The sequence below is a fragment of the Streptomyces sp. NPDC034103 genome (assembly GCF_055575395.1).
On sequence record NZ_JBVISS010000009.1, the window covers coordinates 261,171 to 277,700 of the forward strand.

At 68.8% G+C, this 16,530-nt stretch carries 13 protein-coding genes and 1 pseudogene; 9 read left to right on the forward strand and 5 right to left on the reverse strand.

From position 1 onward, the window contains the following. Window positions 1-63: 63 nt before the first annotated feature. Complete coding sequence (locus tag ACZ56U_RS21885) at window positions 64-1,071, reverse strand: ABC transporter substrate-binding protein (RefSeq protein WP_469085664.1); 1,008 nt, start codon at window positions 1,069-1,071, stop codon at window positions 64-66. Between the two features lie 135 nt (window positions 1,072-1,206). Further along, on the reverse strand, window positions 1,207-2,226 hold the full coding sequence (locus tag ACZ56U_RS21890) for a LacI family DNA-binding transcriptional regulator (RefSeq protein ID WP_469085665.1): 1,020 nt from the start codon (window positions 2,224-2,226) through the stop codon (window positions 1,207-1,209). Between the two features lie 340 nt (window positions 2,227-2,566). Here ACZ56U_RS21890 and ACZ56U_RS21895 point away from each other — a divergent pair, with 340 nt between their 5' ends. The 8 genes and pseudogenes from ACZ56U_RS21895 (at window position 2,567) to ACZ56U_RS21930 (ending at window position 12,827) form a co-directional block, all read left to right on the forward strand. After that, on the forward strand, window positions 2,567-3,727 hold the full coding sequence (locus ACZ56U_RS21895; protein ID WP_469085666.1) for a mandelate racemase/muconate lactonizing enzyme family protein: 1,161 nt from the start codon (window positions 2,567-2,569) through the stop codon (window positions 3,725-3,727). Further along, on the forward strand, window positions 3,724-4,728 hold the full coding sequence (locus ACZ56U_RS21900; RefSeq protein ID WP_469085667.1) for a zinc-dependent alcohol dehydrogenase: 1,005 nt from the start codon (window positions 3,724-3,726) through the stop codon (window positions 4,726-4,728). Before ACZ56U_RS21895 ends, ACZ56U_RS21900 begins: the two co-directional genes overlap by 4 nt. 122 nt (window positions 4,729-4,850) lie before the next feature. Next, window positions 4,851-5,819 (forward strand): hypothetical protein, encoded by a 969-nt coding sequence (locus tag ACZ56U_RS21905; RefSeq protein WP_469085668.1) that lies wholly within the window; start codon window positions 4,851-4,853, stop codon window positions 5,817-5,819. Window positions 5,820-5,960: 141 nt separating this feature from the next. Beyond that, window positions 5,961-7,067 (forward strand): multiple monosaccharide ABC transporter substrate-binding protein, encoded by a 1,107-nt coding sequence (chvE, locus tag ACZ56U_RS21910; RefSeq protein ID WP_469085669.1) that lies wholly within the window; start codon window positions 5,961-5,963, stop codon window positions 7,065-7,067. Between the two features lie 43 nt (window positions 7,068-7,110). Then, a complete protein-coding gene (mmsA, locus tag ACZ56U_RS21915) occupies window positions 7,111-8,661 on the forward strand; it encodes a multiple monosaccharide ABC transporter ATP-binding protein (RefSeq protein WP_469085670.1) in 1,551 nt (516 codons plus the stop codon). Next, window positions 8,658-9,902, forward strand: coding sequence for a multiple monosaccharide ABC transporter permease (gene mmsB, locus ACZ56U_RS21920; protein WP_469085671.1), 1,245 nt, complete (start codon window positions 8,658-8,660; stop codon window positions 9,900-9,902). The genes mmsA and mmsB overlap by 4 nt, the downstream gene beginning before the upstream one ends. A 63-nt stretch (window positions 9,903-9,965) precedes the next feature. After that, window positions 9,966-11,015, forward strand: a pseudogene (locus tag ACZ56U_RS21925) (aldose epimerase family protein); the annotation flags it as partial. A gap of 183 nt (window positions 11,016-11,198) precedes the next feature. Next, window positions 11,199-12,827 (forward strand): pyridoxal phosphate-dependent aminotransferase, encoded by a 1,629-nt coding sequence (locus tag ACZ56U_RS21930; protein WP_469085672.1) that lies wholly within the window; start codon window positions 11,199-11,201, stop codon window positions 12,825-12,827. 96 nt (window positions 12,828-12,923) lie between these two features. Here the strand turns inward: ACZ56U_RS21930 and ACZ56U_RS21935 are convergent, their stop codons facing one another. Together ACZ56U_RS21935 and ACZ56U_RS21940 are read right to left on the reverse strand one after the other, a co-directional pair. Next, window positions 12,924-14,360 carry a family 43 glycosylhydrolase gene (locus ACZ56U_RS21935; RefSeq protein ID WP_469085673.1) on the reverse strand — a complete coding sequence of 479 codons (1,437 nt, stop codon included), beginning with the start codon at window positions 14,358-14,360 and terminating at the stop codon, window positions 12,924-12,926. Next, window positions 14,342-15,307 (reverse strand): arabinan endo-1,5-alpha-L-arabinosidase, encoded by a 966-nt coding sequence (locus tag ACZ56U_RS21940; RefSeq protein ID WP_469085674.1) that lies wholly within the window; start codon window positions 15,305-15,307, stop codon window positions 14,342-14,344. Before ACZ56U_RS21940 ends, ACZ56U_RS21935 begins: the two co-directional genes overlap by 19 nt. A gap of 238 nt (window positions 15,308-15,545) precedes the next feature. Between ACZ56U_RS21940 and ACZ56U_RS21945 the strand changes: the two genes are divergently transcribed. After that, a complete protein-coding gene (locus ACZ56U_RS21945) occupies window positions 15,546-15,959 on the forward strand; it encodes a hypothetical protein (RefSeq protein WP_469085675.1) in 414 nt (137 codons plus the stop codon). A gap of 39 nt (window positions 15,960-15,998) precedes the next feature. On the opposite strand, the gene ACZ56U_RS21950 is transcribed toward ACZ56U_RS21945, so the two are convergent. Next, window positions 15,999-16,460, reverse strand: coding sequence for an ATP-binding protein (locus tag ACZ56U_RS21950; RefSeq protein ID WP_469085676.1), 462 nt, complete (start codon window positions 16,458-16,460; stop codon window positions 15,999-16,001). Window positions 16,461-16,530: the final 70 nt, after the last annotated feature.

The following is a 16,530-nucleotide window of genomic DNA, read 5'->3' on the forward strand; positions in this document are numbered from 1 at the left end:
GGAGCCGTCCCGGCCGAGGTGTGGTCGGCCGGCCGGGGGCTCCCCGCCGGTGGGTGCGGTCGGTCAGTACTTGCGGGTGGGGAGCGCGTCCTTCGCCTGGTCCTGCATGAAGTCGCCCTCCTTCGTCTTGATCCAGCGCTCGACCTTGCCGCCCTCGTGAACCGTCTTGACGACCTCCATCAGCTGGGGGCCGAGCAGCGGGTTGCACTCGACGATGGCGTTGATCTTGCCTTCGGACATGGCCACGAAGCCGTCCTTCACGCCGTCGATCGAGACGATCAGGATGTCCTTGCCGGGCTTCTTGCCGGCCGCCTCGATGGACTGGATGGCGCCGATGGCCATGTCGTCGTTGTGCGCGAAGAGCACGTTGACGTCCGGGTTGGACTGGAGGAAGGCCGCCATGACCTGCTTGCCGCCGGCGCGGGTGAAGTCACCGGTCTGGCTGACGACGATCTTCCAGTCGTCCGCGTGGTCCGCGTCCATGACCTCCTTGAAGCCCTTGGCGCGCTCGATGGCGGGGGCGGCACCGGTGGTGCCCTCCAGCTGGGCGATCTTCACGGCGCCCTTGAGGCCGGCCTTCTCGATGACCTTCTCGAGGATCTTGGCGGCGCGGCGGCCCTCGTCGGTGAAGTCGGAGCCGACCAGGGTGGCGAACAGGGAGTCGTCGGAGGTCTCGACGGAACGGTCGGTGAGGACGACCGGGATCTTCGCGGCCTTGGCCTCCTTGAGCACCGCGTCCCAGCCGGTGACGACCACCGGGGAGAAGGCGATGACGTCCACCTTCTGCGCGATGTAGCTGCGGATGGCGGAGATCTGGTTCTCCTGCTTCTGCTGGGCGTCGGAGAACTTCAGGGTGTAACCCGCCTCCTTGGCCGCGGACTTGACCGAGTCGCTGTTGGCGGTGCGCCAGCCGCTCTCGGAGCCGACCTGGGAGAAGCCGAGGGTGATGGCCTTGCTGCCGCCGCCGGAGGAGCCGGTCTCGGGGCTGTCGTCCTCCTTGGCGCAGGCCGCCAGGGTGCCCGCCGCCGCCACGCCGATCGCCGCAGTGAGGAAGTTCCTTCTGTTGAGCATGTTGCTTCTCCTTTGAAGAGCCGGCCCGGGGAGGACCGCTGTTACTCGGGGACCGACCACACTGTGTCCAGCCTGTCGATCATTATTCGAAATATCGGTCACACTGGTGTACGAATTTGACTGGCTGGTGTCAGGTCAGTCGGGAGCGGTGCTGGCGCGGACGACGAGCTGAGGTTCGATGGAGACCCCGGGCGTCCCGGACGGGGCCCGGCCCTCCATGAGGTCCAGCAGCAGGGCGATGCTCCGCTGTCCCACCGTCGCGAAGTCCTGCCGGACGGTGGTGAGCGGTGGGGCGAAGAACTCCGACTCGGGGATGTCGTCGAAGCCGACCACCGCGACGTCCTGCGGGGTGCGCACCCCCGCCTCACGCAGGGCCCGCAACGCCCCCAGTGCCATCTGGTCGTTGGCGACGAAGACGGCGGTCAGTCCACGGCCCACCCAGCCGGCCAGTTCCTGGCCCGCACGATAGCCCGACAGCGGACTCCAGTCTCCCCTGAGCGGCTGCGGCGGCTCGATGCCCGCCGCCTCCAGGGTGGCCCGCCAGCCCGCCTCCCGGTCCGCCGCCTCCTGCCAGTCCCCGGGTCCGGCGAGATGCCAGACCGTCCGGTGCCCGGCGGCGAGCAGATGCCCGGTGGCCAGCCGCGCCCCCAGCCACTGATCCACGTTGACGCTGGGAATCTCCGCGCCGGAGCCGGTTCCCACGGCCACCACCGGGAAGGGGTGGCGCAGTTCGGCGAGCGCATCGACCGCGGAACGCTGCGGGGCGAGGGCGATCACCCCCTCCACACCGCCCTCGCTGAGGTGGTCCAGCGCCTCGGAGAGGGTCTCCACCGCCAGTCTGCGCAGACTGACCGTCGAGACGGTGTACCCCGCGGCGCGGGCCGCGTCCTCCAGGGCGAACAGCGTGCTGGCCGGCCCGTAGAGCGTGGTGTTGGCGGCGACCACACCCAGGGTGCGGGTGCGGCGGGTGACCAGGGCCCGAGCGGAGGAGTTGCGGCGGTAGCCCATCTCCTCGATCGCTCGCAGCACCTTGGCCCGAGTCTCGTCCCGCACGTTGGGGTGGTCCCCCAGCACACGGGACACGGTCTGGTGCGACACCCCGGCCAAGCGTGCCACATCGGCCATGGTGGGCGGCCGGAGCTGCAAGTGGTTCATGGCCGCACCTCCTCGACGGTCACGGGCGAGAGCACTACCGACACGACGCTCGAACCTCCTTGGATGCCGGTCGGCATCGATCGGTGAATGCGGACGTCATTGTGAGCGCTAACAATTCACGGCGGTCAAGAGGGCTGCAGAAGGTAGGGCGTCACGGTTGAATAACGCAGCAGGCTGCGGGAGTCGTGATCTCGGACAGATGTGCACGCCACCAAAACCGTTACGCCGTTCGACCACCCGACCCATTGACACCCCGACCGCGTCGTCCTTACGGTCAGGTCAGCATTTCGAACGTGAGCCGAAATTTCGAACAAGCCAGAAAGTCTAGGGAGAAGCTGACGTGCGCATCACGGGAATCAGCACGCACGTGGTCGGGACGCCGTGGCGGAACCTGACCTACGTCCAGGTGCACACCGACGAGGGACTCACCGGGGTCGGCGAGACCCGCATGCTGGGCCACACCGACGCTCTGCTCGGCTATCTGCGTGAGGCAGAAGCCAACCACATTCTCGGGTCGGACCCGTTCGCTGTCGAGGACCTCGTCAAGCGGATGAAGTACGGCGACTACGGGCGCGCCGGCGAGATCGTGATGTCCGGCATCGCCGTCATCGAGATGGCCTGCTGGGACATCAAGGGCAAGGCGCTGGGCGTCCCCGTCTGGCAGCTGCTCGGCGGCAAGGTCACCGACAAGGTCAAGGCGTACGCCAACGGCTGGTACACCACCGAGCGGACGCCGGAGGCCTACCACAAGGCCGCCCGGGGGGTCATGGAGCGCGGCTACAAGGCGCTGAAGATCGACCCCTTCGGCACCGGCCACTTCGAGCTGGACCACGAGCAGAGCCTGTACGCCGTCTCCCTCATCGAGGCCGTCCGGGACGCCATCGGCCCCGACGCCGAGCTGATGCTGGAGATGCACGGCCGCTTCTCCCCCGCCACCGCCGTCCGCCTCGCCAAGGACCTCGCCCCCTTCAAGCCCGCCTGGCTGGAGGAGCCGGTCCCGCCGGAGAACCTCAAGGCGCTGGAGAAGGTCGCCGCCAAGGTCGACATGCCGGTCGCCACCGGTGAGCGCATCCACGACCGCATCGAGTTCCGCGAGCTCTTCGAGAGCCAGGCCGTGGACATCATCCAGCCCGACGTCGGCCACATCGGCGGCATCTGGGAGACCCGGAAGCTCGCCGCGACCGCCGAGACCCACTACATGCTGGTGGCCCCGCACAACGTCGGCGGCCCGGTGCTGACCGCCGCCTCGCTCCAGGTCGGCTTCACCGCGCCGAACTTCAAGATCCTGGAGCACTTCAACGACTTCGCCGACGCCGACATCAAGAAGGTCGTCAAGGGCGCCCCGCAGGTCGTGGACGGTTACTTCCACCTCTCCGACGCCCCGGGCCTCGGCGTCGAGCTGGATGTCGACGCGGCGGCCGAGTTCCCGCAGCAGCAGGCCCGCTTCGACCTGTGGGCCGAGGGCTGGGAGCGGCGTCAGCCGAAGGGCACCCAGGCGTGAGCAGCGCCGTCGTCATCGAGGCGCCCGGGGAGCACCGGCTCGTCGAGCACATTCCTCGTGAGCCCGGCGCCGGGGAGGCGCTGGTCAGCGTCCACGCGGTCGGGATCTGCGGCAGTGACCGCGAGGTCTACCAGGGCAACCGGCCCGAGGGGTACGTCCGTTACCCGCTGACGCCCGGCCACGAGTGGTCCGGCACGGTGACAGCGGTGGGCTCCGACGTCCCGGCGTCGCTGGTCGGCCGCAAGGTGGTGGGTGAGGGCTTCCGCAACTGCCAGGTCTGCGACCGCTGCCACGCGGGCGAGACCACGCTGTGCACGGCCGGCTACGAGGAGACGGGCTTCACCGAGCCCGGCGCCATGGCCGCCACCCTCACCCTGCCGGCCCGGCTGCTGCACGCTCTCCCGGAGGACGCCGACCTGACGGCGGCGGCGCTGTTGGAACCGGCCGCGTGCATCGCCTCGGCCGCGCTCAAGGCGAACGCTCGACCCGGTGACCGGGTCGCGGTCGTGGGCACGGGCACGCTCGGGATGTTCGCCGTGCAGTTCCTCAAGGCGGCCTCGCCGGCGGCGCTGCTGGTGGTGGGCACCCGCCCGGATCGCGCGGAGCTGTCGAAGAGGTTCGGCGCCACCGACTTCCGCGTCCGGGGCGAGGAGCTGCCCGGCGACTTCGACGTGGTCATCGAGACCGCCGGTTCGGCGTCCGCCGCGAACACCGCCTCCGCACTGCTGCGCCGCGGCGGGCGACTGGTCCTGACCGGTATCCCGGCCGCGGGCGCCGACGGCCTCGACCCGACCGACCTCGTCGTCCGCCAGCTGGAGGTGCACACCGTGTTCGGGGCGCCGCCGGAGGCCTGGGCGCACGCCGTGCGGGTCTTCGGGGCCGGACTGCTCGACCCGCTGCCGCTCATCACGCACGAGCTGCGGCTGGAGGAGTTCCCCGAGGCCATCGCGCTGGTGGGGTCCGGCGACCCGAAGGTCGGCAAGGTCCTGCTGCGGCCGTGACCCGTCCCGAGAGCCGTACGCCGGTACGGAGTACCTGACGACTCCGTACCGGCGTACATCCACAGCCCCCCGCACCCAGAGCCGCGATCCTCGTCCGAAATATCGACCCTGAAGGACAGCTTGTGACCGAGACCACCGCCAGAGCGGCCCGACGACCCGGCGAGCAGGCACTCGCCGCACTGGGCCTGGACGCGCCGGCCCTCGACCCGTCCGACGCGTCCCCGCACACCTTCCCCGGCGGCGGCCGCTGGCGCACCGAAGTGCCCTCCGTGGAGGGTCCCGAGGCCCTCGCCGTGGTCCTCAAGGAGTCCTCGCGGCTCGATGTGCCGGTCCACCGGATCAGCCAGGGCTCGGGCATCTGGATGCTCACCGACGCCGAGATCACCGAGATGGTGGAGGCGACCGCCGAGCGTGACATCGAGCTCTGCCTGTTCACCGGCCCCCGCGGTACCTGGGACATCGGCGGCTCCACCCGGACCGACTCCAAGGGCGGCGGGCTGCGCGCCCGCGGTCACGACGCGGTCGCGGGGTGTGTCGAGGACGCCGTGCGCGCCACCGAGCTGGGGGTGAAGTGCCTGCTCGTCGCCGACGAGGGCGTGCTGTGGACACTGCACCGGGCCCGCGTCGCGGGGATCATCCCGGCCGACACCACGCTGAAGGTGTCGGCGCTGATCGGACCGGTGAACCCGACCGCGTACGCCGTCTACGAGAACCTCGGCGGCGACTCGATCAACGTGCCGAGCGACCTGACGCTCGATCACCTCACCGAGATCCGCCGGGTGTCCGGCGCCCCCATGGACATGTACATCGAGGCTCCCGACGACCTCGGCGGCTACATCCGGATGTACGAGGTCGCCGAGCTGATCCGGCGCGGCGCACCGCTCTATCTGAAGTTCGGCCTGTCGAAGGCCCCGGGGATCTACCCCTACGGGCATCACATGCGCGAGCTCACGCTGTCCACCGCCAAGGAAAGAGTGCGGCGCGGACGGCTCGCCCTGGACCTGCTCGCACGGCATGGAGCGGACGGCGACATGGCGCCGCTCGGCTCGCGACTGCCGGGTGCGCTCAAGCGATTCGAAACGCCTGCATAACGTTCCGGACAACGCCCCTTCACAGAAGTCCACGGAGTCACACAGACTCCGACACAACTTCTCTCGGTCGCCCCGCACCACCGACAGGCGCCCGCACCGCCAAATCGCCCCATGGCCTCCAGAACATCAAGGAAGATGATCATGCTGAACCGCAGAGCCGCACTCTCCGCCGTAGCCACCTCGGCCGTCCTCGCCCTCACCCTGTCCGCCTGCGGCCAGGACAGCGAAGGAGGCAGTGCGGAGGAATCGGGCAGCGCCAAGGGCGGCACCATCGGCATCTCGATGCCCACCAAGTCCTCCGAGCGCTGGATCGCCGACGGCAAGAACGTCGTGGCGGACCTGGAGGCCAAGGGCTACAAGACCAGCCTGGTCTACGGCGAGGACGACCCGGAGAACCAGGTCTCGCAGATCGAGAACCTGATCACCAAGGGCGTCAAGGCGATCATCGTCGCGGCGATCGACAACAAGTCCCTCAACGGCGTGCTCCAGCAGGCCAAGGACGCGAACATCCCGGTCATCGCCTACGACCGCCTCATCCTCGGCACGGCCAACGTCGACTACTACGCGTCCTTCGACAACACCAAGGTCGGCGAGCTCCAGGCCAACTACATCGTCGACAAGCTCGGTCTGAAGGAGGGCAAGGGCCCCTTCAACATCGAGCTGTTCGCCGGCTCCAACGACGACAACAACACGAAGTACTTCTTCGGCGGCGCGATGAGCGTCCTGAAGCCGTACATCGACAGCAAGAAGCTGGTCGTCCAGTCCGGCCAGACGGGCCTCACCCAGGTCACCACGCTGCGCTGGGACGGCGCCACGGCGCAGAAGCGCATGGACGACATCCTCACCAAGTCGTACTCCAAGAAGAAGGTCGACGCGGTGCTCTCGCCGTACGACGGCATCTCGATCGGCATCCTGTCGGCGCTGAAGTCCGACGGCTACGGCACCAAGGCCAAGCCGCTCCCGGTCCTCACCGGCCAGGACGCCGAGCTCGCCTCGGTGAAGTCGATCATCGCGGGCCAGCAGACGCAGACCGTCTACAAGGACACCCGTGAGCTGGCCAAGGTCGCCGGCAGCATGGTCGACGCGGTCCTCAACGGCAAGAAGCCGGAGACCAACGACACCAAGACCTACGACAACGGTGCCAAGGTCGTCCCCGCCTACCTGCTGAAGCCGGTGAGCGTCGACAAGAGCAACTACAAGCAGGTCCTGGTCGACGGCGGCTACTACACCGAGGGCGACCTCAAGTAGTCCTGCCCGCCTGTAGACAGAACAGAGATTGGAAGGCACGACCATGGCGGGACCCGTCCTGGAAATGCGCTCGATCGTCAAGACCTTTCCCGGTGTCAAAGCGCTCTCGGACGTCACCCTGACCGTCCGGCAGGGCGAGGTCCACGCCATCTGCGGTGAGAACGGCGCCGGCAAGTCCACCTTGATGAAGGTGCTCTCCGGCGTCCATCCGCACGGCACGTACGAGGGCGAGATCCTCTTCGAGGGAGAGCGCTGCGAGTTCAAGGACATCCGCGCGAGCGAGGATCACGGCATCGTGATCATCCACCAGGAACTCGCGCTGGTGCCCTACCTCTCCCTCGCGGAGAACATCTTCCTCGGCAACGAGCACGCCAAGAGCGGGCTCATCGACTGGCGCGAGACCCTGCGGCACGCCAGTGAGCTGCTGCGCCGGGTCGGTCTGAGCGACCACCCGGAGACCCGCGTCGCCGACATCGGCGTGGGCAAGCAGCAGCTCGTGGAGATCGCCAAGGCGCTCTCCAAGAAGGTGAAGCTGCTCATCCTCGACGAGCCGACCGCGGCTCTCAACGACGAGGACAGCGGCAAACTCCTGGATCTCATCCTGGAGTTGAAGAAGCAGGGCATGACCTCGATCATCATCTCCCACAAGCTCAACGAGATCCGCAAGGTCGCCGACTCGGTGACCATCCTGCGCGACGGGCAGACGATCGAGACGCTCGACGTGAAGGCCGAGGAGACCAGCGAGGACCGGATCATCTCCGGCATGGTCGGCCGCGACCTCGACCACCGCTTCCCCGAACGCACCGCGTACAAGGGCGAGTCGGAGGAGGCTCCGGCGCTCGAGATCCGCGACTGGACCGTGCACCACCCGATCGACCAGGCGCGCAAGGTGGTCGACGACGTGTCGATCAACGTCAAGCGCGGGGAGATCGTGGGCATCGCGGGCCTGATGGGCGCGGGGCGCACCGAACTCGCCATGAGCGTCTTCGGCCGCTCCTACGGCCGGTACGCGGGCGGCACCGTGCTCAAGGACGGCAGCGAGATCCGTACCAAGACCGTGTCCGAGGCGGTCGGGCACGGCATCGCGTACGTCACCGAGGACCGCAAGCACTACGGCCTCAACCTCATCGACACCATCAACCGCAACATCTCGCTCAGCGCCCTGGACAAGGTGGCCAAGCGCGGGATCGTCGACGAGCACGAGGAGCGGAAGGTCGCCGAGGGCTTCCGCAAGACCATGAACATCAAGGCGCCGACCGTCTTCGAGCCGGTCGGCAAGCTGTCCGGCGGCAACCAGCAGAAGGTCGTCCTCAGCAAGTGGATCTTCGCGGGTCCCGATGTGCTGATCCTGGACGAGCCCACGCGCGGCATCGACGTGGGCGCCAAGTTCGAGATCTACACCGTCATCGACCAGCTGGCCGCCCAGGGCAAGGCGGTCGTCTTCATCTCCTCCGAGCTGCCGGAGCTGCTCGGTATGTGCGACCGCATCTACACGATGGCCGCGGGGCGGCTGACCGGCGAGTTCTCCAGGGCCGAGGCCTCGCAGGAATCGCTGATGCGACAGATGACCAAGGACAAAGAGGTAACCCGATGAGCACGAACGTGACCAAGAGCCCGGCGGTGGCACCCCCGGGGAAGAGCGGGGGATCGTCCTCCGACGCCGGGTTGCTGCAGCTGATGCTGGACGGCCTGCGCCGCAACATGCGCCAGTACGGCATGCTGATCGCCCTCGGCCTGATCGTCGCCCTCTTCGCCGTCTGGACCGACGGCGTTTTGCTGGAGCCGCGCAACGTCTCCAACCTGGTCCTCCAGAACGCCTACGTCCTGATCCTCGCGATCGGCATGATGCTGGTCATCATCTCGGGCCATATCGACCTGTCGGTCGGCTCGTTGACGGCGTTCGTGGGCGCGTTCGCGGCCGTGCTGACCGTGCAGCACAACGTGTCGTGGCCGGTCGCGGTGGCGCTGAGCCTGGTGGTCGGCGCGGTGGCGGGCGGCATCCAGGGCTTCTTCATCGCGTATCTCGGCATCCCGTCGTTCATCGTCACCCTCGCCGGCATGCTGATCTTCCGTGGCTTCACCGAGATCCTGCTGGAGGGCCAGACCCTCAGCCCGTTCCCGAGCGGCCTGGAGAAGATGGGCAACGGCTTCCTGCCGGAGACCGGCCCGGAGACCAACTACCACAACATCACGCTGCTGCTCGGCCTGGTCCTGATCGTCTTCGTGGTCCTCCAGGAGTTCCGGGACCGCAAGCGCCAGCAGGAGTTCGCCCTGGACGTGGTGCCGCGCAACCTCTTCCTGCTGAAGCTCGTCTCGATCGTCGCCGCGGTCCTCCTCGTCACGATGCTGCTCGCCAGCTACAAGGGCGCGCCGATCATCCTGCTCATCCTGGGCGGACTGGTCGTCGGCTACGGCTACCTCATGCGCAACGCCGTCTTCGGCCGCCACATCTACGCGATCGGCGGCAACCTGCCGGCCGCGAAGCTGTCCGGCGTCAAGGACAAGAAGGTCGTCTTCCTCGTCTTCCTGAACATGGGCGCGCTCGCCGCCCTGGCGGGTCTGGCGATCGCGGCCCGACTGAACGCGGCCTCCCCGAAGGCGGGCCTGAACTACGAACTCGAGGCCATCGCCTCGGCGTTCATCGGTGGCGCGTCCATGAGCGGCGGTGTCGGCACCGTCCTCGGCGCGATCATCGGTGGTCTCGTCCTCGGCGTGCTCAACAACGGCATGAACCTGCTCAGCGTCGGCTCCGACTGGCAGCAGGTCATCAAGGGCATGGCCCTGCTGGCCGCGGTCGGCTTCGACGTCTGGAACAAGCGCAAGTCCGGTTCGTAGACCGGATCGACCGGATCGGGCCCCGTCGCAAGGCGGGGCCCTTCCCATGGGAGGAGACAAGCACCGGTGAAGGAACTCTTCGGCACCCTGGCCGACGGCACCGAGGTCCACCGCTGGTCGTTGGAGAACGGCGGCACCCGTCTGAAGGTCCTGTCCTACGGCGGGATCGTGCAGTCCCTGGAGAGACCCGACCGGCACGGGGTGTACGCGAATCTCTCGCTCGGCTTCGACCGTCTAGAGGACTACGTCGACTCCAGCCCCTACTTCGGCGCGCTGATCGGCCGGTACGGCAACCGCATCGCCCTGGGCCGGTTCACGCTGGACGGCACGGCGTACCGACTGTCCGTGGACGACGGGGACAACAGTCTGCACGGCGGCGCGGAGGGCTTCGACCGGCGGGTGTGGGAGGTCGAGCCGTTCACCGACGGCACCGACGTCGGCCTGCGCCTGGCCTACACCTCCGCCGACGGCGAGATGGGCTACCCGGGCACCCTCACGGCGCAGGTGACGTACACCCTCACCGACCGGGGTGACTGGCGCGTCGACTACGAGGCCGTCACCGACCGGACCACGGTCGTCAACCTCACCAACCACGTCTACTGGAACCTCGCCGGCGAGGGCGGCGGCACCGTCGAGGACCATGAACTGCGGCTCGCCGCCTCCCGCTTCACGCCCGTCGGCCCCGGCCTGATCCCCACCGGCGAGCTGGCGCCCGTCGACGGCACCCCCTTCGACTTCCGCGCGTCCAGGTCGATCGGCCGGGACCTGCGCGCCGGGCACCCCCAGCTGCTCGCCGCCCAGGGGTACGACCACAACTGGGTCCTGGACAAGGGGATCACGGCCGCACCCGAGCCGATCGCGACCCTGCACGACCCGCTGTCCGGGCGCACCCTGGAGATCGCCACCACCGAGCCCGGCGTGCAGTTCTACTCGGGCAACTTCCTCGACGGCACCCTGGTCGGGCCGAGCGGGCGCGCCTACCGCCAGGGCGACGCGGTGTGCCTGGAGACCCAGCACTACCCCGACTCCCCGAACCAGCCGTCGTTCCCCTCGACCGTGCTGCGGCCGGGCGAGACGTACCGGTCGTCGACGGTGCACTCGTTCCCCGCGTGAGTCCCGGCGGGCGCCGCCTGCCCGTTCCGCACAGCGGGGGCACATGTTCTTACCCGTTTCTCAGCGGTTGAACAGTGCCATCCCGGCCTCCGTATGTAGGGACGGCCCGCGCTCCCCCGCGCGGGCCACCCAAAGACGACGGCCCCGGACGTCCCCACCGGGTCCGCCCCACACGGAGGTTCCATGGGCGAGAACGTCACGTCGCTGTTTCGAGCCACCGCGGCGCACAGCCCGTCCATGGCGGCGCTGACGCGGGCGGCCGGGGACGGGGCGGGCCCCATCGACTTCTGTATCCCGGTCAACCCCTACTTCCCCACCCCGGGGATGTGGGACGAGATGTCGAGCCGGCTGCGCGACATCATCACGTACTACCCGAGCAGCGCCGACACCATCACCTCCGAGCTCTGCAACCTCCTCCAACTCCCGCCGCAGGCCGTGGCGATGGGCAACGGCTCCACCGAGCTCATCACCTGGATCGACCACCTGCTGGTCCGGGAGTCCCTCGCCATCCCCGTCCCCACCTTCGGCCGCTGGACCGACCAGCCGATGGAGACCGGCAAGCGGGTCGACATGTTCCCGCTCCAGGAGTCCAGCGGATTCGCCCTCGACCTCGCGCAGTACGCCGAGTTCATCCGGGCCCGGGGCACCCGGGCCGCGGTCATCTGCAACCCGAACAACCCCGACGGCGGCTTCCTGCACAAGCACGCCATCGTGCAGTTCATGGACGCCATGGCCGACCTGGACCTGATCGTCATCGACGAGAGCTTCCTGGAGTTCGCCGACGCCGAGGCCGAGCCGTCGGTCGTCCAGGAGGCGATGCTCCGGCCCAACGTCATCGTGCTGCGCTCGCTCGGCAAGAACTTCGGCCTGCACGGCATACGGTTCGGCTACATGGTCGCCAACCCGTCGCTGGCCGGCCGGGTCCGCTCGATGCTGCCGAAGTGGAACCTCAACGCCTTCGCCGAGTACGTGGTGTTCATGCTCAAGGAGCACGGCGCCGAGTACGCGCAGAGTCTGCGGCAGGTGTTCCGGGACCGGCTCGACATGTCGAGCCAGCTCTCCGCGCTGCCCGGCCTGACCGTCTACCCCTCGCAGGGCAACTTCCTCTTCGTGCGCCTCCCGGTGGGCGCCGAGGGCACGGTGGTCCGGGACCGGCTGCTCACCGAGCACCGGATCCTGGTCCGCGAGTGCGGCAACAAGATCGGTTCGTCCAGCCGCTTCCTGAGACTCGTGGTGCGCCCCCAGGTGGACGTGCGTCGCCTGGTGTCCGGCCTGGAACAGGTGCTCTACGGGACCAGGAGGGGAGCCGCCGTGCCCGAGCTGGCCACCGGGACCAACTACAGCTCGGGTACGGCGGCCGTGGACCGGCTTGTCGGTGCGTCCAACGGGGCCGGGATGCCGAATCTGGCGGCCCAGGCGATGGCTGCCACGCCGTCGTACGGGGGCGGTGTGCCGATGCCGCAGCCTCAGCCGGTGCCGATGCCGGCGGCGGCGCAGGTCGCCCCGCAGATGCCGCAGCAGGTTCCCCAGCCCCAGATGCCGCAGCCCCAGATCCCGCAGCCGCGGATTCCCCAGCCGCAGGTTTCTCAGCCGGAGTTTCCGCAGCCGCAGATGCCCCAGGTTCCCCAGCCGGTGGCTCCGGCCGCCGCGGCTCCTTCACCGTTCGCCGCGCCCGCCGGGCCCACCCCGCCGGGGGTGCCGGCACGGGGTGGGCTCACGGCGGCCCAGGTGCGGGGGACGAACGGGCTGACGCCCGCGCCGGCTTCGGGGTGGCCCAACCCCGGGAGCTGGCCCAACGCCGCGGGGGCGTGACGTTGGCCTGTTCGCCGTAGGGGCTGGTGCCGCGGGGCGACCGCGGGTCCGGTGTGTCTGGTCCCGCAGTTCCCCGCGCCCCTGGGTCGGTCGGCCCTAGGCCGGGGTCAGACGCCACTGCTGGCAGGTGTTGCCCAGCCACGACCACTGCCTGACGTCCGCCGCGTCCGCCGTTGAGCAGTTCGCGACGTCCGCCACCTTGCCGGTGGCCTGGTTGACGATCCTGACCCAGCTGTTGTCGGTCACGACGAACCTGAACTTCTGGCAGGTGTTGTCCAGCCAGCTCCACTGGCGCAGGTCCGCGCCGTCGGCGCTCGAACAGTCCGCCGTGTCCAGGACCTTGCCGCTCGCCACGTTCACCAGCCTGCTGGTGTCGTCGCCCTGGTCCTGGACGCGCCACTTCTGGTTGCTGCCGCCGTTGCAGGTGTACTGCTGGACGTTGGCGCCGTCGGCGGTCGAACCCCCGGCGACCTCAAGGCACTTGCCGCTGTTGCGGTTGGTGAGGGTGTACGTCGTGGACGTCGCCGACGGTTCTCCGGACGGGCCCGTCATGCTCGCGCCCAGGGCCGCCGGGGTGCCGAGGTTCGGGGTGCCGTCGGAGTTCCAGGTGAACTTCTGGGCGCGGGTGGTGCGGCCGTTGTCGCAGCCGTCGGAGGCCGAGTCGTTGGCGTGGTAGACGATCCAGTTCTCGGTGCCGTCGGGGGACGTGAAGAAGCCGTTGTGGCCGGGTCCGTAGACGCCTGCGGAGTCGTTGCGCTGGAAGACGGGCGTTGACTTCTTCGTCCAGGAGGAGGCCGCCAGCGGGTCCGAGCCGGTCAGGGTGAGCTGGCCGAGCTTGTAGTCCGGGGTCCAGCAGCCGCTGCCCGAGTAGATCAGGAAGGTCCGGCCGCCCCGCTGGAGGATCTCGGGCCCTTCGTTGACCGTGCCGCCGGAGGTCTCCCAGGAGTGGGTGGGCGTGGAGATCGTCGAGAAGCCGGTGGCCAGGGTGTACGGGTTGGACATCCGGGCCGCGACCAGGTTCTGGGTGCCGCCGCCGGTGGCGCTGCCGAAGAGGTACAGCTGGCCGTTGATGGTGGCGACCGTCGGGTCCAGCATCCAGGCGGAGTTGAGCTGGTTCTTGTAGGTGTACGGGCCGGTCGGGTCCGTGCCCGCGCTCTCCAGGACGTGGGTGCGCTGGGTGGCGTTGTAGTCGGTGACGTTCTGGCCGGCCACGTAGTACAGGTACCACTTGCCGCCCAGGAAGTGCAGTTCGGGCGCCCAGATGTTGCAGCAGCGCGAGGCGTTGTCGCCGGTCCACACCTGGATGTTGGGGGCGGTGGCGAGGCCGCCGAGCGTCGGCGACTTGCGCAGGGTGATGACGTTGGTCCAGCTCGTCGTCACCAGGTAGTAGTTGCCGTTGTAGTACGAGATCCAGGGGTCGGCGCCCTTCTGGGTCTTGACCGGGTTGCTGAAGGAGGCCGCGCTCGCCGAGGACTGCCCCAGGGACAGGGCGAGGACCAGTGCGGCCAGCAGGGTCAGTAGGCGACGGGCCATCCGCTGCTCCAGTTCAGAAGGTTGATGCCCAGCCTGGGCGTGCCGTTGTCGTTGCCGTCGTAGTAGTGGTAGACGATCAGGTCGCCGTCGGAGTCGTTCATGATCGACTGGCCGCCGGGGCCGATGTACCGGCCGTGCGACTCCAGGACCGGGGTGCCGCCGTTGTTCGTCATCGAGACGCCGTTCTTGTCGACGTACGGCCCGGTGACGCTGGTGGCGCGGCCGACCTTGACCTTGTAGGTCGAACTGGTGCCGGCGCAGCAGGTGTCGTAGGACGCGAAGAGGTAGTAGTAGCCGCCCCGCTTCACGATGTACGGCGCCTCGACGGCCTTGGTCCCGGTGGGGCGGGAGGCGATCGAGTAGCGGGTGGTGTTGGTGGAGAGCTGCTTTCCGGTGGCGGGGTTGAGCTGGATCATCTTCAGGCCGGTCCACCAACTGCCGAAGGACAGCCACCACTTGCCGTCGCCGTCCACGAACAGGTTCGGGTCGATGGCGTTGTAGTCGCTGGAGGTGGTGGAGGTGTACACGGTGCCCTGGTCGGTCCAGGAGCCGGGCAGGCCGGTGCTCGACGTGGCGAGACCGATGGCGGACTTGTTGGAGCCGAAGGTCGAGACGGCGTAGTACATGAGGTACTTGCCGCCCTGGTAGGAGATGTCGGGCGCCCAGGCCTCGGCGGCGTACGAGGACCACCAGCCCGGCTTGGTGGAGAAGGCGTCGCGGCCGGCCGTGAACGCGGTGCGGTCGGTGGAGGTGCGGTAGCCGAGGCCGCCGCCGGTGCCGTACAGCAGGTAGCGGCCGGCGGAGGTGCGGATCATCGTGGGGTCGTGGATGACGGTGGCCCCGGTGACGGTCCCGGGGTTGGGGTACGCCGACGCGGTGGACGGCACGAGTGCGAGCAGGGCTGCGGTGGGAAGGGCGAGGAGCGTGGTACGAGTGCGGGTGCGCATCACACGGACTCCTGACAGAGGGGGGACTGTTCGGTAGACCGAACAGCGGTCGCCACTTCGGACGGACGGAACGTAGAATCGAATCACTCGCGCGTCAATGGCCCTGGCACTCACAGGAGTTCGCAACCGGGCAGGGACTTGTCCACAGATCAAATACTGGGCATGATCCGTTCACGTCGTGATCACGACGTGAACACCCCCCGCACCAGCGGTCCCCGCCCTGCAAGGAGATTTCGGCATGCCCAAGATCAGGCACCTCGCCATCACCGCACTCGCCGCGGCCAGCCTCGTGATCGGGACGGCGGGCTCGTCCTACGCCTCGACCTACACGGCCAGCTCCAGCAACTCCTGCGGGGCCACGTACTTCTACGACGTCGGCGACACGTTCAAGATGATCGACGTCTGTACGGACGGCAAGGGCGTGCGCCTGCAGTACACGAACCCCACGACGGGCAGTCCGTCCACCAGCAACACGAAGATCACCGTGGACTACACCGGCGGCTACACCGGCTGGGACCTGTCCAACGCCTACGTGTACGACACCGACATGAACGAGGACGCCTGCTTCTACTTCCGCGTCGGCCACGTCGACGACGGCGCCTACGTCAGCGGCTCCTACGGCGGCTGGGTCCTCGCCTGCGCCGCGAACTGATCACACGACCGCGCCCCCGGCCCGGGACCGGGGGTGCGGTCATCGGCGGAACCTGTGGACCGGCAGGTCGACCTCGGCCCGGACGGTCTTCGCGGGCGGCTCCCGGTCCACCACCTCCCACCGGTCCGCGAGCGCCTCGACGAGCACGAGACCACGGCCGCCCTCGTCCAGCGGCCGCACCTCCGGTACGGCGCCCGGCGCGGGCGGTCTGCGTTCCGTACGGGTGTCGGTGACCTCGATCCGGACGCTGCCGGTGACCAGGCTGAGCCGCAGCTCGAAGTCCCGCCCCGGGACGCGCCCGTGGGTCACGGCATTGGCGGCCAGCTCGGCGACGATCAGCGCGACCGTGTCGGAGGTGTCGCTGCCGTGCGGGATGCCCCACTCGTGCAGCTGGTGCAGGGCGAGGTGGCGGGCCAACCGGGCGCCGCGCGGAGTGGGGCTCAGGCGCTGGGAGAACGCACGTACGGTAATCCGAAGGTGGGGGGCGACGGGTCCGGTCATGGGGCCCAATCTGGCGGGTGAGCACGGCGATCCACCAGGTCCGGCGCGCGTACGCTGCCGCAGCGTACGC

Coding starts and splice junctions, on each gene's coding strand:
- ACZ56U_RS21885 (WP_469085664.1), bottom strand. CDS start 1,071: ATGCTCAACAGAAGGAACTTCCTCACTGCGGCGATCGGCGTGGCGGCG.
- ACZ56U_RS21890 (WP_469085665.1), bottom strand. CDS start 2,226: ATGAACCACTTGCAGCTCCGGCCGCCCACCATGGCCGATGTGGCACGC.
- chvE (WP_469085669.1), top strand. CDS start 5,961: ATGCTGAACCGCAGAGCCGCACTCTCCGCCGTAGCCACCTCGGCCGTC.
- mmsA (WP_469085670.1), top strand. CDS start 7,111: ATGGCGGGACCCGTCCTGGAAATGCGCTCGATCGTCAAGACCTTTCCC.
- mmsB (WP_469085671.1), top strand. CDS start 8,658: ATGAGCACGAACGTGACCAAGAGCCCGGCGGTGGCACCCCCGGGGAAG.
- ACZ56U_RS21930 (WP_469085672.1), top strand. CDS start 11,199: ATGGGCGAGAACGTCACGTCGCTGTTTCGAGCCACCGCGGCGCACAGC.
- ACZ56U_RS21935 (WP_469085673.1), bottom strand. CDS start 14,360: ATGGCCCGTCGCCTACTGACCCTGCTGGCCGCACTGGTCCTCGCCCTG.
- ACZ56U_RS21940 (WP_469085674.1), bottom strand. CDS start 15,307: ATGCGCACCCGCACTCGTACCACGCTCCTCGCCCTTCCCACCGCAGCC.
- ACZ56U_RS21945 (WP_469085675.1), top strand. CDS start 15,546: ATGCCCAAGATCAGGCACCTCGCCATCACCGCACTCGCCGCGGCCAGC.
- ACZ56U_RS21950 (WP_469085676.1), bottom strand. CDS start 16,460: ATGACCGGACCCGTCGCCCCCCACCTTCGGATTACCGTACGTGCGTTC.